Genomic DNA, 24,826 nt, shown 5'->3' on the forward strand with positions numbered 1-24,826 from the left:
AGCGTGACCTGCGCCTGCAGGGCGCTGCGCGAGTCGACCCGCACGCCCAGCGCGTTGAGCTGGTTGTTGTTGGTGAGCCAGGCAATGCCCTTGTTGGTGACCAGCTGCAGCCTGCCCGAGGCGAGCGTCAGCTTGGAGGCCTCGTAGCCGGGGAGGCTGGAGTTGGAGGGGCTGCCGTCCTCGGCGGGGCGGGTGCCGGAGTAGGCGTCGACCATGGTGAAGCCCGTGCCGGCCCCGTTCCTGTCGGGCACCGTGCCCGAGACGGCTCCGCCGAAGGTCAGGCTGTAGGGCAGCGTCACCTGCACCTGGTCGCAGGAAAGCGAACTGATGGGGAGGCAACTTTGTGTAAAAGCATAGTGAGGGAATGCAATAATTAGGATTAATAGAAGGGCAAAATGCTTAATATAGCCGGTTTGCCGTTGGTTCTCAATTGCAAAATGGGTAAGAATTGGTTTCATTAACTAGAGTATTAATTTGTAATTTTCTATCACAAGAATTCAGAATTGAAATACCTAATCACTTAGCATAAACAATTTGTATTAACCTTTATTCAGCAAATAAAGCCCGCCGTTGTTTGCTGAATTACTTATAGTCTCTGCTGAAATATGACTGGGTCCATACTGTCGTGGAGCCTTTGTCAAGAATTAAAGTAGCTAATGCTAGAGACGATAATTTGTATAGCAGGGGGTTATTCAATGACAACCCTTGATCTCATATCTTTCGACTCTGACATAACTCTTAGTATGTACAAGCCTTTATTTAAGCGTTCTGTGAATACCATTTCTACCATTCCCTGTGTGTTAACCTCAGTATCAAAAGACTGGATAAGCTTGCCTGCTGTATCATAGAGGGAAATTTTTACAACCTCCTGCGGAATACCTGCCAGCATCAATGAAATCTTTACACCAGAGTTTGGATTAGGGTATGCCCGAAGCGGCTGGCTCTCTGTAATATTTTGTTGTGGGCTATCTATAATTGCTCCCGAATATCCGTTTGCAGAGATGACTTCGATGGCAGAGATGATGGCGTTGTTGGTCACGGAGGCGAAGCTGACGGTCAGGGCCCCGTCGCTGACGGCCACGTTCTGGAAGGTCTTGACGATGGCTTTGCCGGCCCCGTCCTGGGAGTAGATGTCGTAGTTGCTCAGCACACGGGTGCCCTCGATGTCGACGTGGAAGACGCGCGCCCCGGCCAGGCCGGAGGTCTTGCCGCCCGGGGCGCCGAAGTAGGGCTCCAGGAAGTGGAGGCGGACGGTGTGGGGGCCTGTGCCGCTCACGGGGATGTTGTAGCTGAAGGGGGCCCCGTTGGTGGCGTAGCGGTAGGAGAGGTAGAGGCCGTCGTCGGTGGTGCCGGCCACGTCAAATGACTTGGCGCCTGTCACCCCGCCCGAGAAGCCCGCGTCCGCCCCCCAGGTCCTGGACTGGCTGTCGGTGTACTGGCCCCCGCCCGAATTGATCAGGCCATTGGTGGAGGGAGTATTGGTTTGATTTGTAACCGTGAAATTTACCGTTAAGGCTGTCCCAGCAGTTCCACTTCCGTTAGATGATGCATATGGTGTTGCTTTAAGTGTATAATTACCTACAGCAGGAGTCCAAGTTCCGCCATCACCCATCAGGTCATACGGGGCTGAATTCTCAGTTACATTCAGAGATTGTACACCGCTTAATGCGAACACGACACTACCTACTGTACTTGGATTTGTATTTGCTCGTATGTTAAGGTTTTTGGTTGGTAACGAACTTAAATTAAGTGTTGCTCCATTTTGTAGAGTTTGAATACTTTGTTTGGTATCTGCATTTATTAAAGTATAACTCTCTATTGTTTGTGTACTGCCAGCTGCCGCTGGTATGCCTTTATACGTAGTACTAGAGTTTGATCCTCCGGTATAGTAAATGTTACTGTTAAGAAATGCTGCGATGCCGGAAAAGCGGGCAGCAGGCAGTCCGGTAAGATTTTGCCAACTGTTCAAGGCAGGCGTGTATGCTGAAACCATATTTGTCCGCCCACTATTGTGAACAGTTTCTCCACCGAGTACAAGGATGCGCTTGCCAACTACAATTACTGAAGATGAGATATGCCCCCGGCCAGTAGTTCCGCTAGGAACTGGTAAATCTGCAACTTTTGTCCAGCTATTGGAAGCAGGATCGTACTGATGCACTTCCTTTGAAGCAATAAGTTGACTATCGTGCCCGGTTTGCCCTCCAATAAAGTATATTTTTTCTTCAACTACCGCTGAGCCTGCATGTTGCCTAGGATTTGGAAGGGATGCTAACGTTTTCCAGCCAGCACTTAGGTTATCTAAATCAAGTACATAATGGGTTCCTAAATCAGTTGTGCGTGCTTGATTGGTACCGGCAATATGATGCAGTTTTCCCTTAAGGTATTCTAACTGCCCGGCAGAAATAACAACTGGGAGATCGGGTAATCTAATATACCTGTTTTCAGAAACTATGTATTTCCATACTTCTTTCGTCCCGAATATCTGGCCAGTTCCAGTTGCGTTTGATGTATAGCCACCTGCAAAGTAAATATCAGTGCCATCGGTAGTAAAACCAGCGTGGGTCACTCCCCCAAAGTTTGTGCCGTTCATAGCTGGCATTGGTGCAATTGGTGTCCATCTATTAAGGGATGGGTCATAGACAAAAGCACGGTTTGTTGGTGTGCAGCAAGATTTTTGGCTGTCGAAGCCACCAAAGGTATAAAGCTTTCCGTTTACTACTTTACCTTGTGCTTCATTCACATTGTAAGGTTGATTTGCAGCAGTACTCCACGAAATGGAGGTAAAGTTTGTCAAAGAAGATCCATCGGTAACAGAAATATTGATCGTAGCTTCATCAAATAAACCTCCTGAATCAGTTGCCCTAACCTTGAGTATGTAACTAGATTGCGTATGATGGTTAAGCTTTTTAGCCAGCGTGATGGCGCCAGTGCTTGAGTTAATGGAGTAAGCGCCGTTAGTATTTCCAGTTACAATAGAATAGGAGACAGAACTTCCCTCCGGATCTGTTGCCTTAACATTTCCAAGGCTACTACCCTGTGCAACTGCATCCGAAATTGAGTAGGAATAGCTTTTTGAAGCAAAGACAGGAGGATTATTACCCGTGGCGTTTTGGCTTCGTACCAGAAAGTCATCGAAGGTATATGTAACTGGACTGGTACTGTTGCGGTGGGTGGCAAAAATGCCGGCATAGGCTGTAGAAGATGTTATCCCCATACCTGCGATACTCAATTCTGTTCCTACGATCTGCTCTGTGCCTCCGTTAACTGAATAATAGCCTTTTGCTGCATTCGAGATAGGGTCTATTTCCAATCGCAGTCGTACAACAGAGCTGTTTAGGTTAGAGATTGTAGGAGTAATTTGTTGATCAGAAGTAGTGGATATGTCATTTACCTCTTTTCGCAATTCTACTTTATTGCCTACAGCAACAAGTTTGAGATACGTCTTGTCATTAAGTCCAAACCAAAGCCCCCCTTGCTGATAAGCTGTTCCATTAAATGGGTTTATGACCGTTAGTTCTACACTTAGCTTTGAATGTGAATCCACTCTTACACCTAGCGCATTCAACTGATTATTACTTGTAGTAGCTGCAATTCCTTTATTTGTTACTACTTGTAGCCTGCCTGATAAAATTGTTAGTTTAGAGGGTTCATAACCAGGTAAACTCGTATTGGACGGGAGTCCATCAGCCGAGTGACGGGTACCTGAATAGTTATCAACCATAGTAAAGCCCGTACCCGCTCCACTTTTGTCTGTTACTGTGCCCGCTACTGATCCACTAAAGCTCAAACTATAGGGGAGAGTAACCTGTATTTTATCGCAAGATAGGGAGCTGATAGGCGGACAACCCTGAGCAAAAGCTGACAGACTTAAAGTGAATCCTAAAATCAGGGTGAGTAGCAGAGGGCAAACCTGACTTCTTAAAGCTGCTTTGTTAGGTGTAGAAGTTCTTTTCATCTGGAGTTAGTTTAAGTGAGTTGTTCTAAACCTGCCAAGTTTAGCCAAGCCATACAATAGACGCAGTAGGTGGAGCAGCAAATGAAAATGCTGCTGAGATGTTAAGCTGAGCCATCCTTTATCTCAAAAGGGACTTTCTTAAATTCCTTTTGAGATAAAGGATGTTCTTATTCTATGATTAGCTTAGTATGTGCTCCACCTGAAGCAGTGCTTGCTCTAATGATGTACATGCCTCGGCTAAGTTTTTTGCTTAGTGTGACTTGAGACCTGCTGATGCCTTCATTATCTGCAATCAGATTCACAGTCTGCAGAACCCGACCAGCCATGTCATATAGCTCAACCTGTACACTTTCTTGTTCGCTGAGACCTTCCAGTGTGATGTGAAGGTTCTCGCCTGAGCTTGGATTTGGGTATACCTGCAGCTTAATGAGATTATTGTCTAGCTCATTTTCTAGCAAAGCGCTTGAAACAGACTGATTAGCCATTGCATTAGAGCCAGATGCCACTTTGAAAATTTCAACTCCAGCTAATGCAAGTCGGTTGGCGGTAGGGTTGAATTTCAGGTTAAGTACGCCATCAGTTATACTAACCTCAAAATCCTTAACTAAAGCAGCTTTGAAACCTACTTCATTAAATATGTCGAAGTTATACAACTGTGTAACGTTCTCTGAATTAATATGAAAGACTCTGGCTCCTGCGGCTGACCAAAAGTTTTCTGCAAAGTGCATTCGCAAAATATAATTGCCGTTCGTGATAGGTATTTCGTATCGGATCTCATCTAAGTCAGCATTGGAGGACAAGTAAGTCTGATAGAGTGCATCATCGTCTGTTCCTGCTATTGGGGTTGCTCCAGGCCTGTCAAGTTTTATATTACCTCGCCTATAATTTATGTCTGCCTCCCATACCTTGCCTCCAATAGTTACATTGACGTCGGCGGCACCCTTAATGCGTTTTGCTATACTTATTGTTGAGTTAGAGGTATTTGCAATTCCATATAGCGGTATGCGCAAAGGAGACATAGCATTATTGTAATACACTAACAAAGCTGCATTCTTAATTCCGAGGCTGCTAGGTCGGAACGTAGCTGTTATGCCCACACTAGCCTGAGGAGAAAGTGTTGTTGTAGAAGGCATCGCAGTTGTGAATTCGTTCTTGTCCGGGCCGACAATCTCTATGCCCGTAATTGTGACAGAAGGGTCACTGCTTCCATTGGAGTATGTTTTTCCTAGATTTTTGAGACTTACGGTCATTGACTTACTAGCTCCTGTCAGTAAAGTGCCAAAATCTGTCGCTGATGGTGCTGCGGATAACTCAGAGTAGTATACTGCACCTGTCTCCGGCTTTACATTACTCACGTAGTAAATGTTATCTTGGAAATCGTAGTTTACATATGGAGAAGTTAGATAGTCCATGCCAATAATGTAGGCGTTGGGTATAATATTTCCATTAGCATCAATAGCTTTCCAGATGCGCATGCCTATTTTCCCCTCAAAGTTCATAGTTCTGTCAGAGTATGATCTTTGTATTTTAAAGCCAAAGGTACCTGCTGGAGTAAAGGTTCCTTGGGCTAGTAGAGTAGTGGACCCATTTTTTCTTGGCAATAGGGACTGTCCATCAAGGGGGTTATGAGAGAAAACAGTTCTATTAGTAGTGCTTCCTTTATCATACCATTGAAATGTTTCTGTATCAGAACAGCAGCCATGGTAGGCGGCCATCTGAATAACAGATACTGGTTTTGTGGCATCGGCTCGAAGGAAATAAGCTGACAGTACCTCATCAGAATTTGATATTACAGTATTTCCTTTAGATGTCCCATCAGTTGCATTGAATTCTACTCTGGTTTTAAATCCAAAGGCATCTATAATCTCCTGCGCATAAGGTTCATGAATGTCTTCTCCCCTATATTGCCATAGACCATGTAATTTAATTTCTCTATAAGGTGTATTTGGGTCATTTGAAGATATAAACAGCTTGTCATTTAGAAGCTTTACCCGCCCACCTAGGTCTTTTGCTGTGAATTCTACCACAGCCTCAATTGAGGCGCCTGTACTTAGTGTTATCGGTAATGAGGAACTGGCATTAAAAGCGGCTCCATTGAGTGTTGCTATTTTCCAGGCGCTTGTATTTGAAAATGTTAGGTTGCTAATTGTGAGAGCACCAGAGCCTCTGTTGCTTATCTTCAGTGTTACCTTGTTATGATTTTCATTATAAGGAGTATAAGTACCACTAGTATTTAATCGCCTCCAAGGAATTTGAATTAGTGAAAATGTTAATCGATCTGGTGCCTGAAACTTATCCATGTTCTCAACAACCATGTAAGCATTACTCTGAGTAGACTTAACTATACTGAAGTTTGTGGCTTCTGTTATAGTCTGGTTGTTACTGCCATCTACTGCTTTTGCTCTAATGGTATAACTACCTGCTGTGCTGATTTTGAAGGGGGAAGTATATGAAATATATGCGCCGTTATTAAGGCTATACTGCACTGAAGCTAGACCAGAGCCTCCGGTGTCTGATGCATTAATTGTAACAGTTGCTTCATTGGCATAAACCCCTGGCGACACAAGAGCCCCACTTAAACCTACAGCCACTGTAGGCGGAATATTGTCTTCGCTGGAAGAGGCTGGCGTAATGATTGCGTAATTTATTTTAGTGTTTGTACCTCCGTTTGCATCTATGGTCAGCTTTCCATCATTTACTTGCACTGTGATAATTGCAGACCTATATTTTAGTGAAGAAGTAGGTATAAAGTTGGATATAGCTGTTACGCCTTCTACATTAATACGATGATTACTATCATAATAACTAGGGTCCCCGGCGCTAACTGTGACATTGTATAGGCCATTAGGAAGTGCATATTCCCAACTCCCTGGTGATTGGCCCTTGTCAGAGGCCTGCATTTGTGTAAGTGTCCTGAGTCGTAGCTCATCAGTACCCGAGCGAAGTCGCATGTTTGCGGTGAGGTCTTGGGGAAGCTTTGTTGAAGGGTCTACCCAGCCATAACCTCTGCTGCCATCATAAGGTAACCCATTATCCTGGATGTATCCGGTAGGAGCAGAGGAGGAAGCGGGTTGAAAGTTTATTTTCTTTTCAGAGAATGTTGAACCTGACTGCGTAACGGTTAAGTTGATTTGCAAGGTTGCTGATTGATAGTTGCTTGCCGTAGCGGTTACTGTAGCCTGGTATGTTCCTGGGGAAAGATTGGTATTTATATTTGATGAACCGAATGAAAGCGTACCAAGTGAAGAAGCTGGCAATGTAAGCCAATTGGCAGCTGACTTGCTAAGTGTAACGGTAGGTGTTCCAGAGCTTGCTGATAATGTTGTAGCTTGGGTTGATACACTACCACCTTGAACAGCTGAATAGTTTAGTGTGGTTGGTGAAAATGATAGACTATTAGTTGTAGAAGTAGACTGCTTTGCTACAACAAAATAGTTTGTTTGTGATCCAGCTGCTGGGCTTGCCATATTACCCCCTAAACTAATTCTCCCAGCAGGAAAAGTTTTGCTGTACAACTCCATGTAACTAATCTTAGAGTCATCAAACCCTATCCTGTCGCTAAGTTTTTGCCAACCGCTGAGCCAAGAGGGGAGGGCAGTCGCCCGTGGGTCATATGCTACATAAACTGTTGAACTTTGACTTAAATCAAATGACAGAAATGACGAACTGGTGTTTTGCTTATCATCGTTCGCGGTTTGTATAATAAAAGATCCTGTTAATAAGGACGGCAGGCTTGTTACCTGGTATGTACGGTCAGTATAGGTTCTAACTCCAGTAGTCAAACCTGTAGCTGTGTAACTTTTGCCTGATCCTGTCGTGATATTGCTTATCAAGGCAGACGATTGATAATTAGCTGCAATAGCTTTTATGCTGAAAGCTTGGGCACCAATACAAATGGCAATGCTTAATATCAAAATACCTAATCGCTTGTTAAGCAATGTCAATAAAATGACCAATCCTATTGTAGAAACTTTTTTCATTTTAGCCTTATTTAATCATTATCTGATAACCAGTTTTAGTATATTCTAAGGGTGGTATAGATAAAGTGTCCTGCTCACCATATTGCGTTCCGTGGCTGATGTGTAAGTGCAAAAACTAGGGTGATTATTGCAATTATATGCCTTGCAGTACTTATAACCTGTATGGTCTTGTTCTGCATGGAAGTTCATTTATTCAAATTTTATTAATCTTACCCTGACTTATAACCCTATCGTCCACGCCTCATGTAAATGAATTTTTATAATTTAAATTTTAATTATTCTTATCATGATTTTATTTACGTCTTACGTTGGAATAGTTTCAGTTTTATTTGTATATTTTTTATCTAATTTGATAATTTTAGTAAAGGTTATGATTTGATGGGTTTAGGAGTGAATAGAATGAAGGCAAGTTTTTGATACTAGAATAAATTATATTCTAGTATATAGTAATATATCTGTAATGCGATGCTAGAAATAATCGACCTTGCTGCTTTTTAAAGAATCAACGAAACTTATTGTGAAAGTATAAGGTCAATCAACTGCTAATTATCTTATTATATTTCCATTATTTTGATTTAACAAGTTTCCTCCAGTGATGGAGTATGGTAGGATTTATACAATTTTAACTGAAGATATGTGCTAGAATATTTGGCTAGAATGATTAACATTATCAATAATACCTGCACCATAAATATAACTGCTTTAACTAAATTTTGATTAAAACCATATCACTCTCGTCTACTAATATTATGGTATATATTGACTTCGAGGACAGCCTTAAATAAAGCATATCTATTTTAGATTCCACATTATTAGCGAGGACTGGTAGAGGGAATTGAAGTACGTTGTAATTAGGTACATGATGTCATGTCAAGACGATAGGCGACATCGCAGATGAATTTGCCTTTCTGTCAAGGTAGTAGTACTTCGAGTAGCGAAATCCTAGTCAATAATGCTACTTAGGCTGGCCACTTACAAGATAGTTACCACTACCGTGAATACCATACCAGTTATAATGTTATTCAGCAATAATATATCTTAAATGATATAAGTGATAATATATAGCAAGAAAGTATTTACCTATTGACTAACCATCCAGCTTGAATCAAAATTTATTTCTTTAGTAATAAAATAAATGAATTTTGGAATAAATAAACCCTTTTTCTATTAATTATTTAAAGAAACGTTATCACTTTGTCTTCGTAGATATAAAAGTTCATCCTTTCTATCTCGAACTGGGATTAGGTATGCAAAAGATTTTACCAATAGTACTTGCTATTCTGATGGTTTGGATAAACGGCTACTCTCAATCCAAACCAAAAACTATCCAGTTAGATGCGAATATATTAATTAAGAGTAAAAAAGAATTAAGTTCAGGCTCATTGCCGCACAAAAAAGCTGTCGAAGAACTTAAGGAAAAAGCTAATCGCATTTTAAAGAAGTCACCTTATACAATAGTTAATAAATCAGTTGTACCACCTAGCGGGAGTAAGCATGATTACTTAAGTTTAGCGCCATACTGGTGGCCTGATCATAGTAAGCCAGACGGTTTACCATACATCCATAAAGATGGAAAAACCAACCCTGAAGCTAATGAAACTAAAGATAAAGATTATGTAATTGGCTTGAGTAGAGATGTTTATGTTTTAGGTTTAGCATACTTCTTTACAGAAGAAGAGCAATATGCTGCAAAAGCTGAGGAGTTACTTAATGCGTTCTTTATCAATAAGGAAACTAGTATGCATCCAAATCTGAATTATGCACATGCTAAACGTGGTATTGTTGATGGTCAGGTAACAGGTTTGATAGAAACTATTCATTTTGTGGATCTCTTAGATGGTGTTCAATTATTAGATGGATCAAAATGCTGGACACTTAAGGACCAGGAGTTATTAGAAAGCTGGTTTAGCCATTTTTTAGCTTGGATGATGAATAGTAGGGTAGGTAAAGAAGGAGCAAAGGCACCCAATAACATAGGAACATATTATGACTTGCAGATCATAACCTATGCATTATTTACTCAAGACACGATTTTAGCTAGATCATACATTAAAAATAAAACTGTTAAGAGGATTTATGATCAGTTTTCAACTGATGGAAGTCAACCATACGAACTAAAGAGACCAAGATCCTGGACTTATAGTATTAAAAACCTAAATGGTTGGCTCAGCATAGCAAGAGTAAGTGAAAAGGCGGGAATTAATTTATGGTATTATAAGAGGGGCGAAAAAGAGATACTGAGAGAAGGGATTCTATGGCTGCTTCCATATGCTTCTGGTGAGAAAGAGTGGCAGTATAAAGAACTTTCTTCAGGTTTAAGGTATGATTGGTTTGTACCAATTGCACGAACAGGCGCTTTCATTTACAATGATTCTGATCTGCACTCATACTTATCGAATTCATCAGCAAGACCTCATAATGTACAGAACTGGACTATATTAACAGAGAAAGAGGCCTCTGAATAGACAGCTAATTCTAAAGCTAAGCTACCTGTATTCAGTTACGAGCATATTGGTAGTATGACCAATATGCGAAAGGGATTGGTTTCTTCCATATACCTGAGTGTTTTAGTTACAAATATTATTTCCCAAATTTTTATTTAGCATTGTGTGAATTCAGAATCAGCCACTTATAAACTGAAGCATTCTTATATGCTAAGTTCTAAATTTTAGAACATTGATTGTTTATAGAAAAGATTGCGCCCTGATCTAAACCTTTAATAAGATGAAAAATCCAGAAGCACTGCACATCAATAGTTATTTTCTTACGAACAAAATTCATCATAATTTTTATTTAACTATAAAGAGGTACCGTAATGACAAATTTCTTATTCCCGTCTATAGTCATTTTAAGAAGGGCCCTATACAAAACATAGAGATTGATTACATCTATAATTCTATAGATAAGCATATCTTTTTCTCTAAGGTGATTAAAGTTTTATTTCTCCTCTATAAAAAGAAAATGTTTACTGGCTACGATTACATTCATGCCCATACATTGATGAGTGATGGCATACCAGCGTTCTTTTTGAGTTACATCAATAAAAAGCCATATGTTGTAACTGTCAGAAATGCAGATGTAAATCATTTCATTAAGAGGAGTAGATTTTTTAAATCAATTGCTGGAAAAATTCTTGGGAATGCCAGAATAGTATTTTTTGTTTCTCCATCTTATAAAAGATTAGTAGAGGATATGTTCCCTTTATTAGATAAGTCTAAACATTTACTTCTTCCCAATGGAATTGACGATTACTGGTTGAATAATTTAAAAAAGGCAGAAAGCAGTAATTATAGTTTTAGTAAAGTTAATATTTTGTTTGTGGGGAAAATTATAAGATTGAAGAATCTAAATCTTCTTCTTGATTTTATAGGTCGCTATGATGATAGGTGTTATAATCTCAACATCGTTGGTGAGAACGTACTTGGCTACGATTTCGAATCATTAAATAAGTCTTTAAGAAACGACAATTCTGTAAATTATTTAGGTGAGGTAACGGATAAAGCAGAGCTAATGCATATATATAGGCAAAATGATGTCTTTGTTCTTCTTTCTTCACCTGAAACTTTTGGAGTAGTATATATTGAAGCCTTATCACAAGGTTTACCAATTATATATTCTAAAGGACAAGGCGTCGATGGATACTTTGAAGATGGTATTGTTGGAGCCTCGTGTGGCTTATCAGTTGCTGAACTGAAAAGTAAGATTGATTATATAATCTCAAATTATAATGTAATAAGCGCCAATACTACAGGAGCAGTAAAAGATTTTACTTGGGAATATCTCGCAAAGAAGTATATAGAGAATGTTAATAGAAGCCTAATTGGCGGAAAAAGCGTGGTCCCAGAATCCTCAAATAATAACCATATGAAAGTTCTGGAAACTTAATATTTGAGAAAAGAAATCCAAATAGTTTATATAAAGAGTTAAGTCTATCAGGTAATATAAGTATGCCTACATCTTTAGGAGTTATCCAAACAATAAACTTCTTAAAAAGACATTAAATCCCGATTGAAAGCCTATTTCGTTCAATGAATGACAGTTTACTGAAAGGCCTACAGATCATAGTTGAGCTAGAAGATCGGGTAATGTATACAAATTGATTAAACATCGATAATCACAACCATTACCAAATGATAAATTTTTAGCTTGTAATATAAGACCAATATTGGTTGCCTATGGTTGATACTTCAAAGTCTTTAGCTCGTTTAATAAGCAACGATGAATCATGTTTATTTCCCAAAGTTTCTAAAATCGCATTTGACATCGCTACTGCATCTTCGACTGGTACTAACTTCCCATATCTTCCTCGCTCAAGTATTTCACTAGGCCCACTTGGGCAATCCGTAGAAACTACAGGGGTTCCAACTCCTAACGCCTCCACCAAAACATTTCCAAAACCTTCGTATTTGGAGGATACAACGAGCAATGAAGCACGCTTAATATAGTAGAGAGGGTTACTAACATAGCCTAAGAGTAATACAGATTGACTCAAGCCAAGTTGATTAATTAAGTCTTGTAGCTCATCTCTTAAAGGACCTTCACCAAGGATTAGGAGAGAAACATTAAGCTTCTTTTTGACAAGTGAAAATGATTTAATTAATGTGAAAAAGTCTTTTTGATGTGTTAGCCGACCAACGCCTATAATATACCTATTACTCTCTCCTATGAATTTTTCATAAACTGAATCATTCACCTCAAGCTCAGGACAAAGTGCCTTATATACAGGATTGTAGATAACCTCAATCTTATTTCGATTTACTCCCATTCTATAAGAAAAGTCATCAGCTACTCCTTCAGATACAGCTATTATCTTAGACGGTATCTTATAAAGGATTCTAGCTAATGTCATGAAGTAAATATTTTTGTAACCCGATTCATTTATATCCTTGTTATACTTGTCTTCCGTGCTTTGATTAGTATGCAATGAAACCACTGCCTTTGTTCTATTTAAAGTAGTCAAGCAGCATAGAATATTTATTATATTTAAGTATTCTCTAGCTGATATTACTGCGCAGGGCTTTTCATTTCTTAAATATTTTATAAATTCTAATATACTATTTGATGCCCTTCCTTTTCCTTCGAAAACGCGTACGCTATTTGGAATTTGATCTAAGAAAACACCCTCTCTCTTGGTTAAGAATAAATCAACCGGAATACCTTTGCTAGAATAATCTTCTATAAGGTTTATATATAATTTACCAATGCCACCAAGTGAAAGTGTACCAGGGAAGAAGCAAATCCTTTTCATTTATTATATATAAATTTAGTTATTTTAAGTCAAAGTATTTTCTAATACTAATTGAGCTATATGCTATTATAACACCTAACCATAACCAGAAAACTCCTTCACCAACAATAGAACTTGGACCGATACTTAATAAGGGAAAAGCTAAAATCGAGGCTTGCATCATAGGTGGCATAGCATTATGGATGATATGCTTATAATTACCCAGTCTTTTAAATACTCTGCACAGTATCCACAGTTGTAAAAGAACAATCAAGATGCCATAGTCGATGAGGATTTGTAAAAAGTAGTTATGAGGAGGTAATCCACCCAAATTGTTAATAGAAGCACCTGGTCCTCTACCTATACCTAAACTCTCATAGGCATATGCCAGTGAAGCTGTATATAAGTTGCTTCTGCCTTCTTCCGTTCTAATGTTATTCTTTTCGACTACTAGAAATAGTTTATCACTAAATGATTCTATAGTGGAAGGGCTTATGATTATTAAAGCAATAAATGCAGCAAAGCTTAAAAGGATTATATTTACTAAATTGGATTTAACACTATTTTTTGAGAAAAATATGAAAAGTAAGAAGAAAGCGGAAGCTATTGTAAAGCCTCCTATAGCGGCTCTTGAATAAGAACATACTAATAGGAAGAAGCTTAAACCAAAGCTTAAAACATTCAAAATATATAAATAGGTAGGCTGGTACTTCTTTATTAACCTACCTAGTAATATCAATGATGTAATGCCATTAAAAAAAGCATAATTATTTTGATTATTGAATATGCCTCTTGGAGCGAGGAAACCAATACGTGCTATTGCCCTTTCTGTCTGTGCTCCAACTTCAGTTTTTATTAAAAATTGTTGATTTACTACTTCCCAAAGTCCTATTAAATTAACAAATATAGCCCCCACAACCCAAATAGCTATAACTAATTCAATTCGTTCCTCCGTATCTACATATCTGCAAATTAACCAAGTAAATGTTAAGCCAGTTTGTAATATGCCAAATTCTTTAATAGCTAAAACAGTATTAGGAGCCCAAAGTATGCTAAAGAAACCGAATAGCAGAAAAAAAACTGTATACCTAAAAATGAAAGTTAAAAAGGGATCTCTCGATTTATGATTTGTTAATAGGAAAACCAACCCAATAATCCCGAACAAACGCAGTGGATATAGTTGGAAAAAGGATAAGTTTAATGCAACCAATGTACTACCCAAAAAAACGCTAGCAACAGAGAGAAGTACTAAAGTTAACCCCCAGTCCCAGCTCCTTTTATCCTCTGTATCTAATAAGTTTGAAGGAATCTCTGATGGGATAGTTCTCTCACTCATTGTCTGCATAACAAAATATCTTAAGGAGTGAAACCATACTTGACTATAGTGATAATCTAAACTTGTTTAAATGGAGCTTAATAATGAGCCAAATCCCCTGATAATTTAAATTCATCTTCTTTAGCAAGCCATAATTTATGTTTCTATTTTTATAAACGTTGCCATTTAATAAAATATACAAATATCTGTTTTGGAAATTTTTTATTGCCTTGTTTAACAAAGGGTTCTGGTATTCAAGTAAGGTTTGCAAAAAAGGTGAAAAGATAAAACTAATATCTCTCTCTACGTTTTTAGTTACCATGTTAACTGAGTCGACATGGTAGTAAGATAGAGTTCTGTTTAGCCAAATGTTCTGCCTACTATGCCAAAGACATCTTATCCAAGTGTCCATATCACCACCTCTTTTAAAGTCATTTTCCGGAAAACAACCTGATTTAATCAAAACATCTTTTTTGATTGATACGGCTCCAGTCCAAATTTGAGGTGGACCATTTAAAAAATCCATTAATGTATAATATCTTGCATTTAATTTATTATAAGTTAAAGTGTGCTTATCGAGAATTTTTATACCACCTCTTGTTATGAACCAGCCCCAACTTATTAGTTCCACGTTAGGATTGCTCATTATAGTTCTGTGTATAGTCTCTAATAAACTCGACTCCCATTCGTCATCGGCATCTAAGAAGCAAATCCATTCTCCAGTAGCATGTGTTATACCTAAATTTCTTGCGGCATATCCACCAGGGCCCGGTATTTCACGCCTGAATACCTTTATTCTCGGATCTTTAAATTCTGATATTTTCCCTGATGATCCATCTGAAGATGCATCATCTACTAGAATTAGCTCTAAATTATCAAATGTTTGATTAAGAACTGAATTCACTGATCTTTCTAGGTGGGGGAGCTTATTATGAATAGGGACGATAACAGAGAACTTATTCTTACTTTCCATTAGAATTAATTTAAATCTAACTGTTGAATATGCATATCAATTACTTCAATCAAAGGCAGGAAATCTGATAGTGCATTAAATAATGAACTTAATAAAATTGATTTTTTTATATAGAATATAATGCAATTCAGCTATTTTCTGAATTAGATTGGTATAAGATGGGTTTCTGAATGAGCTGTGTTTAATAAAGTCGATAAATATTGCTATTTTATCATATCTACTGATATCTTGAAAACGAATTCTTGTAATCTGTTCTTTAAAATAGGCCATATTGAATTCACTAATCAAAAGTAAATGGTAGAAAAGAAAGCAATCAAGATTCTTCTTATATGCAGGTGTTAAGAGCTGGGCAGTGTTTAAAAATTCATAAATTTTACATCTCAGTCCATATCTATTGCAAAGAATTTGTACCAATCTTTCTGAATTTGAGGACCTAGACACAGATTCCACATTTGTATAAATAACTGTATGCTCGTTATGATCTGCTAGCAATGAAGCTCCGTTTTTTAGTAATCTAAAAATTAAGTCATACTCTTGAGATGAGCTTAATCCCTCTTTCCAGCCTTTTACTTTCAATAGTTCCCTTTTATTCCACAACATTGCACTGGTTACCCCTAAGGCTGAATTAATAATACCTAGCCATGGATCCTTCTCTACCACAAAACTTCTACGGGAAGACTTGTTACCCGTGACTATAACTTTACAATAATTGCCAACTATTACATCTGGTTTGCTTAAGGAGATAAGGCTTAGCTGAGACTCAATTTTCTTAGGAAGAAGCTCGTCATCAGCATCTAAAAATTGTATCCATTCACCTTTTGCTTTGGCGAGTCCAAGGTTCCTAGCGGCACAAGCCCCTTGCTTTCCCTCTGAATAAATTTTAATTAAGTCAGGGTACTCACTCTTAAATTGCTGTAGCACCTGTTTTGTGCTATCAGTTGAGTTATTCTCAATTAGCAAGATTTCTGTTACCTTGAATGATTGAGACAAAACACTTTTTATAGCTCTTGTAACAAATTTTTCGCAGTTATGGCAAGGAATAATAACTGTTACAGGTATCATAATCTCCATCTTTTGAAGGTTAAGTGGGTTTTACTAGTCCTATTTTTTGTCCGTGAGTTTGAAGTGCTCCATTATGATATTTAGCATCACTTGAATGATGACACTGCCGTTTTCTTTTCTTGATTACTTCTGAAACCCCTAAATTGTGATGTCAATTTTTCTCCCATAAAGAGCCAGATCAGGCCCGAATAGATTGCACCTAAAGCTATTGCACAAAGCAAGTAATGCAAGCCTGATTTGAATAGCAGAATTGTGATACAGTAACTAGCCGCACTTGCTATTAAGATGGGCTTAATTGTCCTCAATAAGTCCAGTAAAGTTATATTTATCAATCTTTTTAAATAAAATTGAGCAATCACAACCTCTAATACTTTGTTAATGACATAGGCCCATGCGGCACCTACCATACCATACCAGTATATTCCAAGTGAAATAGTAGGAACATATAAGACTAGTTTAATCAACTGCATTCTCATTTCAGTTTCTGGTTGCCCCAGACCTCTAATTAGGATGGCATGGCTGCTCACTAGCATGTTAATCATAACAGATAGTGCTAATATCTTCATCGGTAAAACAGCGCCTGCCCATTTCTGACCAAAAAAGCTTAAAATGAAAGGTTCGCCTAAGACAATAAAGAATATCATAATAGGATATACAAAGGCCCCATTTAGTATCACTACCTTATGGTAATATCTCCTTAAGGCCATTAGGTCGAACTGTTTTTGGCTATAGACAGGATACATGACCTTATTAATCATGGTGGTTAACTGGTTCCTAAATGTATCAGTCAGTACAAATGCGAACGTATACTTTCCTAAGGCAGCAGCACTTAATAGTTTACCAATTAATAAATAATCTATATTTAATAATAAAAAATTCATAAAGTTGGTCCCTGTGGTAAAGAGGCCAAAACCGAAGATTTCTTTAAATGCTGCTTTATCCCAAATTAGTTTCGGTATCCAGGATGAAGCTCTAAAATAAAGGGGCATAGCAACTAAAAATGATGCTACCGAATTGAATACTAAAGCCCATACCCCGGCACCAAAATAAGCCAGAGTTAATGCTAAGACGCCTGAAAAAATAGTAGATACATTATCAATATAAGCCAGCTTCTTAAAATTCATTAACTTGGTTAGGCGCACCTTATGAATCAGGTTAATAGGGCCTGATAATATTCCAAGGCCTAATACCGGAATGATTTGCCTGAGCATTGGCTCGTTAAAAAAAATAGCGGCTAAAGGAGCAACAGCAAAGTAGATTAATACATATACTATTACAGACCATATCACTCCTGTACAAAAGGCTGTATAGTAATGTTTTTCGTTTAGGGTTTCTTCCTTTTTCTGAATTAAGGCAGAGCCGATACCTAAATCATTAAATACCTGGACCAGACTTATAAATACTGTAGCCATTCCTACCAATCCAAATTGTTCAGGGAACAGCAATTTGGCTAGTAGGATCTTTATGGCAAATGCAAAAACTTTATTTATTACCAATTGGATGGAACTCCATAGTATACCGCTAAATATTTTCTTGTTTAGACTAAGGGATTCCATCAAAAGTGTTGATTAATATCTTACAAGTTTTTATTTATAATGAATATTTAGTTAATACTTTGGCCTTTCGATGTTAACTAATCATCTTAAAAACTAGCTTAAGGAGCTATTTTAAGGCGTTATACCTTTGCTTTTTTCATAAACTTACCGTCCCAGTCTTTATTTCGATAGCCATACCCATACCCGTAACCATAACCATTTTGCTTTTTGGCATCATTGAGTACAATCATAGGGAACTTAAGCTTTCTGCTTCGGTAAATGTCATCGATGATTTCAATTTGCTCTTTAGCGGTGTAATTATATCTGACAATGTAAATGCTGGAATCAATATAAGGGGATAAAGCCAATGCGTCTGATACCTGTCCAATAGGAGAAGTGTCAATAATGACATAATCGAAGACAGCCTTTAAATCTTCTATGAGCTTATCCACTCGTGGGTGTAGCATTAGTTCTGATGGGTTGGGCGGTATCGGTCCAGATCCAACAAGAAACAGATCAGGTATCTGTGGCAATTGAACTACAATCTCATCGATCGAAGGAGTTTCTGAAATGAGGTAATTGGTAATTCCTTTTTCATGTTTAATGCCCATGTACTGCATTAACTTGGGCTTACGAAGGTCAAAATCCAAAACAATGACCCGCTTGCCTGTTAGCACTAAACTGGCAGCTAAATTCAAACTAAAGAAAGTCTTACCTTCACCGCTCATACTTGAAGTTATGAGGATCACCCTGTTTTCACCTCCTACTGTAGCAAATTGAAGATTAGCTCGGATTAGTCGGAATGATTCAGCCACTGATGTTCTGTTCATGTCTGTCACTACCAGCGACTCCTTGTTTGAATTGTGAGCTAGCTCGCCTAGTATCGGTGTTTCTGTAACATTTTCTACATCCTTTTTGTGTTGAATACTATGGTTTAACTGGTCTTTCAAGAAAATGAAAGCTACAGGTAGGACAAAGCCTAAGATAATTGCCACAAGGTAAACGAGTTTTTTAACAGGTTTTATCGGATCAAGACTAACCATCGCTTCGTCGATGATTTTAATGTTACTAACATCCGCTGCTAATGAAAGCGCGGATTCTTCACGCTTTTGGAGGAGGTATAAGTATAGTCCTTCCTTCGTACCCTGCTGTCTATTAATCTCTAAAAGGTCACGCTCTATAGAAGGGACCAGCTGCTTTTTAGTTTGAAATTGCGCGTAGCTTTTCTGTAGATTATTCCTTGTAATAATAAGTCCCTGCTTTATGTTTCTGATGTTCTCCAGAATGTTTACCTCAAGATTCGAGAGCTGATCACTCAGGTTAGCAACAAGTGGGTTGTTGGGTTGCATTGTGCGCAGTAAGCCTTGACGCTCAAGCTGCAACTCATTGAACCTGTTGATGAGGTCTTGCAGTGTAGGATCTTTGATGTTCAGGGTACTTGGGACAAGTATAGATTTATTCTCACTTTTAGTAAGATAATCCTCAATAGTTTGAAGTACATCAATTTGAACCTCCCACTCTGATATTTGCCGGTTATAGTCTGCTGCTTTTTCTACATACATCCGAGCATCTGAATCGATGTTTGTGACTTCATTGTTGCGTTTGTAACGCTCTACATTTTCTTCGACATCTGTAAGTTCACCTGATAAAAAATTTATGCGCTCATCCAAGAAGTTTAGTGAGTTCACAGCAGAGGCATTCTTGTCGTTTGCCTTTTCCTTGTTATAGAGAGCGATCAGGTGATACACAATGTCTATACCCTTCTCCGGTACAGGATCTGCAAGATTGATTGCTATAACTTTTGTTTCCTTACTAATAGGGTATATACTGAGTGCACTGCTATAATAATTTGCTACTCTGCGGTAATCTTTAAATTTAACTAAAACCTCATTATACCCATTGTCTGCGAAGCCGGGGGTAGCTGTGATTGTAAAAGTCGCGTAAGGCATAACAATCTTCTGCCCGAACTCGTGGGACGTTTCAGTCTCTTCATCATTTAATATGAAAGTGTTTTTATCCTTTATTTGAACCCGCAAGGTCTTTGCAAAAGACTGTGGCTTTAAGTCACTTACAACTACTTTTATTGGTAGAGATGAGCCATATATTTCCTCAGTCTTGATGTTGCCTTCTACATAGTAGTTAACGTACAAAGACAGATCCTTTACCACGCGTTGCAGCAAGGTTATTGACTTTAGCAGTTCTATTTCATCATTAATACTCTGGTTTGTCTGAAATATACCTAGCTCATTAAAAAAGGAATTTTCATAAACGGAAGCCCCTTTATTATTGTCCTGAATCAAAAGTGTGCTTGAGATCAGGTATTGTGGGGTTGAATAGCGCATGTATGTATAGGCTCCAGCTAAGGATAACAGAATAGTCGCTACAAACAAATACCAATACCGCTGGTATTTGTTTAATGCCCCCCTTAAGTCGAAGCTTTCTGACTCTGTTAGAAAAATATCTTTCTTGCTCATAAAAGAGAATTGCTTAAAGTAGTCTCCAGAGAATTATTGATAGCGTGGACATTGCTGCTAGTGACAGTGAAATGAAGCGCGTGTCGAAGGTAGATTGTGTCACCTTTGATTTATTAGGCTCTACATACACCACATCATTTTGCTGTAAGTAAAAGTAGGGTGAGCTAAATGTGCCTCTACTGTTTAGATCAAGCCTTGCCATCTTTCTAATACCATTTTCTTCTCTGATTATGAGGACATTATCCCTTCTTCCATATGGGGTCATATCGCCGGCCATACCTAATGCTTCTAATACATTTAACCTTTCTGAAGGGATAACAAAAGTAGATGGACGGCTAACCTCACCGACAACAGTAACTCTGAAGTTAATGAATCGGATGCTGGCAGTTGGTTGCTTTACATAGTCCTGTAGCTTAGTTACGATTAGTTCTGTGGCCTCCTGCTTAGTTAACCCTCCCAGCTTGATTTTACCAAGTACCGGGAAATCTATGTAGCCTGCTTGATCTACTAAGTAGCCTAACTCTCCACCCGGCTTGTTGCTCGGAATTCCTGTAGTGCTTGGGTTGCTTACCTGGGCAATAGTCCCCCTGCTGAAAAGTGCTCCGGCATCAGCGCTCAGACTACTAATCGTTACACTTAAAAGGTCATCTGTCTGGATTTTAGGCTCTGGAAGGTTAACGATTTTCTCTTCATATTCAGGTATTTGCTTTAAATCACTGAAGTATGCTAGGTTCCTATTGCTGCATGAAAATAGAGTAAAGAGAATCAAGTAGTAGGAAAATTTTATTCTCATAATTTTAGCAAAACTATTAGGGTGAGAATTGACTCAAGGTATAGGTATATGATATACCTACCCATTCGTTTATTGTAGCTTGCATCTATTTACGTAATATTTGTAAAAAGTATATACTATATGTCAAAAAAAACTTAGAAATATTACAAAGATGTTTAAAGCTAACTTTGCTTAGGTGTGTTATTGCTTTAGATTGGTAGTATAGTATAACTATTATAATGATGTTAGGCTACTTGCCAGTGATATTATGGGTGTCAAATGTTATGCCTTTTGGACTTGTTACCTTTTAAGATTTTGGTTTTCACACAGAGATAGGTATACGATTGTTGTTAGCAGTTTTAACGTGTGTCAATAGTTGAGCCTTATAGCTTAGTGTTTGGATTTAATATGGCTCTTTACATTTGATAGTCAAATAGCTTTTACGGGAACATGTAGTTAAGTCCGTCCATTTATTGTTTAGTGACTTAGGTTTGAATCTGGTAAAGCTTACTTTGGCGTTAGCATGTAGAATAAGAAAACACACCGGGTTGCACGCTACTTCGTTGAAGTACATCGGGGCAGCTTTGCTGTTCATGGTGGTATCTTCCATTGGTCCCTGGGCTATGGGGCCAATTATGGCGAAAGGCACGGTTGGCGGGGAACTCTACTATTCGGCCATTTATTTTTACCTGCACTTCCAGTACAACGGTTGGTTTACCTTTGCCGTGCTCGGCTTGCTGTTCTGGTTTCTGGAGCGTAACCAAATCGACTTCAACCGCCACTGGGCCATGCGGGCTTTCTGGCTATTGGCTTTGGCCTGTCTGCTCGCCTATGCGCTCTCGGTGCTCTGGACCAAACCGGCGGACTGGGTATACGCCATAGGGTATGTGTCGGTGGCTATGCAACTGGCGGGGCTGCTATACCTGGCAAAAGTAGTGCGGCAGGTATGGGCAGAAACCGTACTCTTGCTGAAGCCCTGGGTGCGGGCGCTGGTAGGTATGGCGCTGTTCTTTTTTGTGCTGAAGCTGGCCTTGCAAACCGCTTCCGCTTTCCCGTACGTGGCCGACCTGGCCTACAAACTCCGCTACTTCATCATCGGTTACCTGCACCTGTCGCTGCTCGGTTTTGTGTCGCTCTTCATGCTGGGCTTCCTGTTGCAGCAGGGGCTCTACCGACTCGGCAGGTATGGCGGTGTCGGACTGGCGCTTTTTCTGGCTGGCTTCTTCGCGACGGAATTAATGCTGTTCGGGCAGGGTACCTTGCTCTGGCTCGGGCTAACGGCTTTGCCGAGTTTCAACTGGCTGATGTTCTGGGCGAGTGTACCTATGCCGCTGGGGTTGGGGTTATTTTTTCTGGGGCAGCGGGGGCTGAAGGTGAGTAGGGTGAGGGGGGGTGTTATGATCTGTATGATTTGAGTATTTCTGAAATTCTTCTTATCAAGTCAGCACAGTTCAAAATAAAATTATCATCCACTTCGACCAGTGTATAGACTTCAGAAATATCCCCTTCATTAAAGAAATCTTCACCTGGTAACTTTAATCTAAAGGGTAAAGGTTTGGGATTATCTACAAGATTATTGTAGCTAGAACCCTTGCCATGCTTCAAAACATTTATTGCTAGATAGAAATCATTGAAGCGGTCAGCTAAATCAGTTTCGCCCATTTCAACAAGAGCCTTCTTTGCTTCTTTAAATCCATTTTCACAGTCTAGAAAGTTCTGTAATTCTGCTTCAAATATTGAAAACATTCCAGTTGCAAAAATCACTTTCTGCAGTTGTATCATTTGAACTCCTTTGACCAGTGGGGTATGTGAGCTTGTTTGAAGTTCTTGTAAGATTTTATAGAAAGTATCGTTTAGTGCTTTGAGTGTAAATTCTGTTCCAGTCTCAATAAGTTCTTCAAAGTTGTGCATATTATGATTCTAATTACCTCTAACGAACTAATGTAACTGATGTAGATGACCATGATACAGTTTCCTATCTAGCGGCTGAAAAAAAAGGGTAGAAAGAAAATGAATAATCTACAGGCCATGCCTATAGTATATAGTATTAGCTATATAATATTGAAGAAGTCTACTTGAATACTTTTGATAATAGTTTATTTTGAGCCACATCATAAACGTCTCTATCATATCCAAGAGCATCATAAAATACACCCCATAATTTCTTATACTCATTTAGGTCAAAGTCATCTCCTTCTCCATAATCAACGTAATCTTGTTGTTCACTATCAAATCTTATTGGAACGTAAATAGTATGAGGTGTAATACCTGACTTTACAATATTATTATAGTAATTAAAGGCATTGTTGTCCCTAGTCTACTAGATAAAAGCTTTTTTAATCCATAGACTACAATTTCTGTATCCTGAAATTTTAGTCTTAAGCTAGTGTAATCAAAGTATTCATGTTGCTTTTCTAATTTTTCAAAAGCCTGTACAAGCGGCCTTAAAAAAAAGCTCCTACTACCTGCCTTAACTAAGTCCCAAGCTGCTCCACCAAGCACAATCATTACATAGTCTTTTAATTCAACATTTACAATGATTTCAACCATAGAATCCCAAATTCCCATCGCTGCTGTACCAGGTTTGGATTGTACATTAATTATGTATTCTTCTTTTAGGTCTTTTTCTAAATCATCGAAAATGTCTCCGCCTTGCACTTTGTATGATAATGATATAGATATTTCGTTCATGGGTTTTTATAGTTGCTTAGCGGCTTATGCACCTTTATGCGAAATTTTTTATAATTCAGTTAATTTTACTATTTCAATTTGTGATTCAAAACTTGGCTTAATAAATAAAAAGATTCTTTCCCTCTTAGATGGTGCTAAGTATAACCTTTGCTGCAGGTATTTTTTTGCCAATATCTTAACTCTTTCACTAGCATTGTTAGTTATCAAAAAAACCCCATTCTGAAAGTTGTATTTTTCAACGTAGACATTCAGTTTGAATAAATCTGAAAACATTTCGTTTTCTTCGATATTGGGGGCAGTCTTAATTTCAACTATCAATTTTTGGAAAGCCTCTTCAAAGTTGTCTTGTTGCTTGTGTATAAAAAAATCAGGTATGGTAGTAATTGTGTCAAATGCTTTATTGCTGTCTTGCCTATACAGTTTTTCAAAAGAGGCTGTAATTGATGGATCAGGGTTACTTGAATAGATGTACCTTTTGATAACTTCAAGGTCTGTTCTTACTTCTTTATAATCTCCTGTAACTCCGTATCGAATAAGTTGGTCATATTCTGATTTTAATTGTGCTGCAAAACGTCTTTCATAATGCTTTTGCTCTACTAAATCAATATGCAATTTGTTGTCAACTACATTAACAGAAGGCATAGCATAGTAGAATTCTTCTATAGCATTTATTGCTACTTGTAAGTCGTTTAATATATCATTCATATTAAGGAGCGAGATTTTAAAATTTTCAATAATTTCTGTTTGAGAGCCACCACAATGCTTACCCATCATAAATCCAAGGATAATATTGTCTTAATCAGCGTCTACTCCTTAGTCTTCCTGCTAAAAAAATAGCTGTA

General features: G+C 38.5%; 16 protein-coding genes. 3 read left to right on the plus strand and 13 right to left on the minus strand.

What is annotated here, in order from left to right; translation table 11 throughout:
- The 3 genes from Q4E40_RS12685 to Q4E40_RS12695 all read right to left on the minus strand — a co-directional run.
- The coding region (locus Q4E40_RS12685) for a hypothetical protein (protein WP_303412637.1) at positions 1-458 on the minus strand (458 nt) is incomplete at its 3' end.
- A 230-nt stretch (positions 459-688) separates the two neighbouring features.
- On the minus strand, positions 689-3,955 hold the full coding sequence (locus tag Q4E40_RS12690) for a malectin domain-containing carbohydrate-binding protein (RefSeq protein WP_303412639.1): 3,267 nt from the start codon (positions 3,953-3,955) through the stop codon (positions 689-691).
- A 167-nt stretch (positions 3,956-4,122) separates the two neighbouring features.
- A complete protein-coding gene (locus Q4E40_RS12695) occupies positions 4,123-7,935 on the minus strand; it encodes a malectin domain-containing carbohydrate-binding protein (RefSeq protein WP_303412641.1) in 3,813 nt (1,270 codons plus the stop codon).
- A gap of 1,247 nt (positions 7,936-9,182) precedes the next feature.
- On the opposite strand from Q4E40_RS12695, the gene Q4E40_RS12700 reads away from it, so the two are divergent.
- Positions 9,183-10,400, plus strand: a complete 1,218-nt coding sequence (locus Q4E40_RS12700) for an alginate lyase family protein (RefSeq protein WP_303412642.1) — start codon at positions 9,183-9,185, stop codon at positions 10,398-10,400.
- A 259-nt stretch (positions 10,401-10,659) separates the two neighbouring features.
- Positions 10,660-11,820, plus strand: a complete 1,161-nt coding sequence (locus Q4E40_RS12705) for a glycosyltransferase family 4 protein (RefSeq protein WP_303412643.1) — start codon at positions 10,660-10,662, stop codon at positions 11,818-11,820.
- Between the two features lie 256 nt (positions 11,821-12,076).
- Here Q4E40_RS12705 and Q4E40_RS12710 read toward each other — a convergent pair whose 3' ends face one another.
- The 7 genes from Q4E40_RS12710 to Q4E40_RS12740 all read right to left on the minus strand — a co-directional run bounded on the left by Q4E40_RS12710 (position 12,077) and on the right by Q4E40_RS12740 (position 21,314).
- Positions 12,077-13,183 carry a glycosyltransferase gene (locus Q4E40_RS12710; protein ID WP_303412644.1) on the minus strand — a complete coding sequence of 369 codons (1,107 nt, stop codon included), beginning with the start codon at positions 13,181-13,183 and terminating at the stop codon, positions 12,077-12,079.
- Positions 13,184-13,202: 19 nt separating this feature from the next.
- Entirely contained in the window at positions 13,203-14,507 is a 1,305-nt protein-coding gene (locus Q4E40_RS12715) for an O-antigen ligase family protein (protein WP_303412645.1), read from the minus strand.
- A gap of 34 nt (positions 14,508-14,541) precedes the next feature.
- Complete coding sequence (locus Q4E40_RS12720) at positions 14,542-15,450, minus strand: glycosyltransferase family 2 protein (protein WP_303412646.1); 909 nt, start codon at positions 15,448-15,450, stop codon at positions 14,542-14,544.
- Between the two features lie 75 nt (positions 15,451-15,525).
- Positions 15,526-16,521, minus strand: coding sequence for a glycosyltransferase family 2 protein (locus Q4E40_RS12725; RefSeq protein ID WP_303412647.1), 996 nt, complete (start codon positions 16,519-16,521; stop codon positions 15,526-15,528).
- A gap of 77 nt (positions 16,522-16,598) precedes the next feature.
- Positions 16,599-18,068: a lipopolysaccharide biosynthesis protein gene (locus Q4E40_RS12730; protein WP_303413093.1), complete on the minus strand. Its 1,470-nt coding sequence runs from the start codon at positions 18,066-18,068 to the stop codon at positions 16,599-16,601.
- Positions 18,069-18,187: 119 nt separating this feature from the next.
- On the minus strand, positions 18,188-20,521 hold the full coding sequence (locus tag Q4E40_RS12735; protein WP_303412649.1) for a GumC family protein: 2,334 nt from the start codon (positions 20,519-20,521) through the stop codon (positions 18,188-18,190).
- Between the two features lie 13 nt (positions 20,522-20,534).
- The gene (locus Q4E40_RS12740) at positions 20,535-21,314 is read right to left on the minus strand and encodes a polysaccharide biosynthesis/export family protein (RefSeq protein ID WP_303412651.1); all 780 of its coding nucleotides are present in this window, start codon (positions 21,312-21,314) and stop codon (positions 20,535-20,537) included.
- 527 nt (positions 21,315-21,841) lie between these two features.
- Between Q4E40_RS12740 and Q4E40_RS12745 the strand changes: the two genes are divergently transcribed.
- Positions 21,842-22,708, plus strand: coding sequence for a hypothetical protein (locus tag Q4E40_RS12745; RefSeq protein ID WP_303412653.1), 867 nt, complete (start codon positions 21,842-21,844; stop codon positions 22,706-22,708).
- On the opposite strand, the gene Q4E40_RS12750 is transcribed toward Q4E40_RS12745, so the two are convergent.
- The 3 genes from Q4E40_RS12750 to Q4E40_RS12760 all read right to left on the minus strand — a co-directional run bounded on the left by Q4E40_RS12750 (position 22,689) and on the right by Q4E40_RS12760 (position 24,758).
- Positions 22,689-23,204, minus strand: coding sequence for a hypothetical protein (locus Q4E40_RS12750; protein ID WP_303412655.1), 516 nt, complete (start codon positions 23,202-23,204; stop codon positions 22,689-22,691). The genes Q4E40_RS12745 and Q4E40_RS12750 overlap by 20 nt on opposite strands.
- 363 nt (positions 23,205-23,567) lie before the next feature.
- A complete protein-coding gene (locus tag Q4E40_RS12755; protein WP_303412657.1) occupies positions 23,568-23,984 on the minus strand; it encodes a hypothetical protein in 417 nt (138 codons plus the stop codon).
- 48 nt (positions 23,985-24,032) lie between these two features.
- The gene (locus tag Q4E40_RS12760; RefSeq protein ID WP_303412659.1) at positions 24,033-24,758 is read right to left on the minus strand and encodes a hypothetical protein; all 726 of its coding nucleotides are present in this window, start codon (positions 24,756-24,758) and stop codon (positions 24,033-24,035) included.
- Between the last annotated feature and the right edge of the window lie 68 nt (positions 24,759-24,826).

This window comes from Pontibacter coccineus (assembly GCF_030546575.1).
GTDB classification, from domain to species: domain Bacteria; phylum Bacteroidota; class Bacteroidia; order Cytophagales; family Hymenobacteraceae; genus Pontibacter; species Pontibacter coccineus.

Bases quoted from the DNA above. Each gene is read 5' to 3' on its own strand.
- Q4E40_RS12690 (WP_303412639.1), bottom strand. From the start codon at position 3,955: ATGAAAAGAACTTCTACACCTAACAAAGCAGCTTTAAGAAGTCAGGTT.
- Q4E40_RS12695 (WP_303412641.1), bottom strand. From the start codon at position 7,935: ATGAAAAAAGTTTCTACAATAGGATTGGTCATTTTATTGACATTGCTT.
- Q4E40_RS12700 (WP_303412642.1), top strand. From the start codon at position 9,183: ATGCAAAAGATTTTACCAATAGTACTTGCTATTCTGATGGTTTGGATA.
- Q4E40_RS12705 (WP_303412643.1), top strand. From the start codon at position 10,660: ATGAAAAATCCAGAAGCACTGCACATCAATAGTTATTTTCTTACGAAC.
- Q4E40_RS12710 (WP_303412644.1), bottom strand. From the start codon at position 13,183: ATGAAAAGGATTTGCTTCTTCCCTGGTACACTTTCACTTGGTGGCATT.
- Q4E40_RS12715 (WP_303412645.1), bottom strand. From the start codon at position 14,507: ATGCAGACAATGAGTGAGAGAACTATCCCATCAGAGATTCCTTCAAAC.
- Q4E40_RS12720 (WP_303412646.1), bottom strand. From the start codon at position 15,450: ATGGAAAGTAAGAATAAGTTCTCTGTTATCGTCCCTATTCATAATAAG.
- Q4E40_RS12725 (WP_303412647.1), bottom strand. From the start codon at position 16,521: ATGGAGATTATGATACCTGTAACAGTTATTATTCCTTGCCATAACTGC.
- Q4E40_RS12730 (WP_303413093.1), bottom strand. From the start codon at position 18,068: ATGGAATCCCTTAGTCTAAACAAGAAAATATTTAGCGGTATACTATGG.
- Q4E40_RS12735 (WP_303412649.1), bottom strand. From the start codon at position 20,521: ATGAGCAAGAAAGATATTTTTCTAACAGAGTCAGAAAGCTTCGACTTA.
- Q4E40_RS12740 (WP_303412651.1), bottom strand. From the start codon at position 21,314: ATGAGAATAAAATTTTCCTACTACTTGATTCTCTTTACTCTATTTTCA.
- Q4E40_RS12750 (WP_303412655.1), bottom strand. From the start codon at position 23,204: ATGCACAACTTTGAAGAACTTATTGAGACTGGAACAGAATTTACACTC.
- Q4E40_RS12755 (WP_303412657.1), bottom strand. From the start codon at position 23,984: ATGAACGAAATATCTATATCATTATCATACAAAGTGCAAGGCGGAGAC.
- Q4E40_RS12760 (WP_303412659.1), bottom strand. From the start codon at position 24,758: ATGATGGGTAAGCATTGTGGTGGCTCTCAAACAGAAATTATTGAAAAT.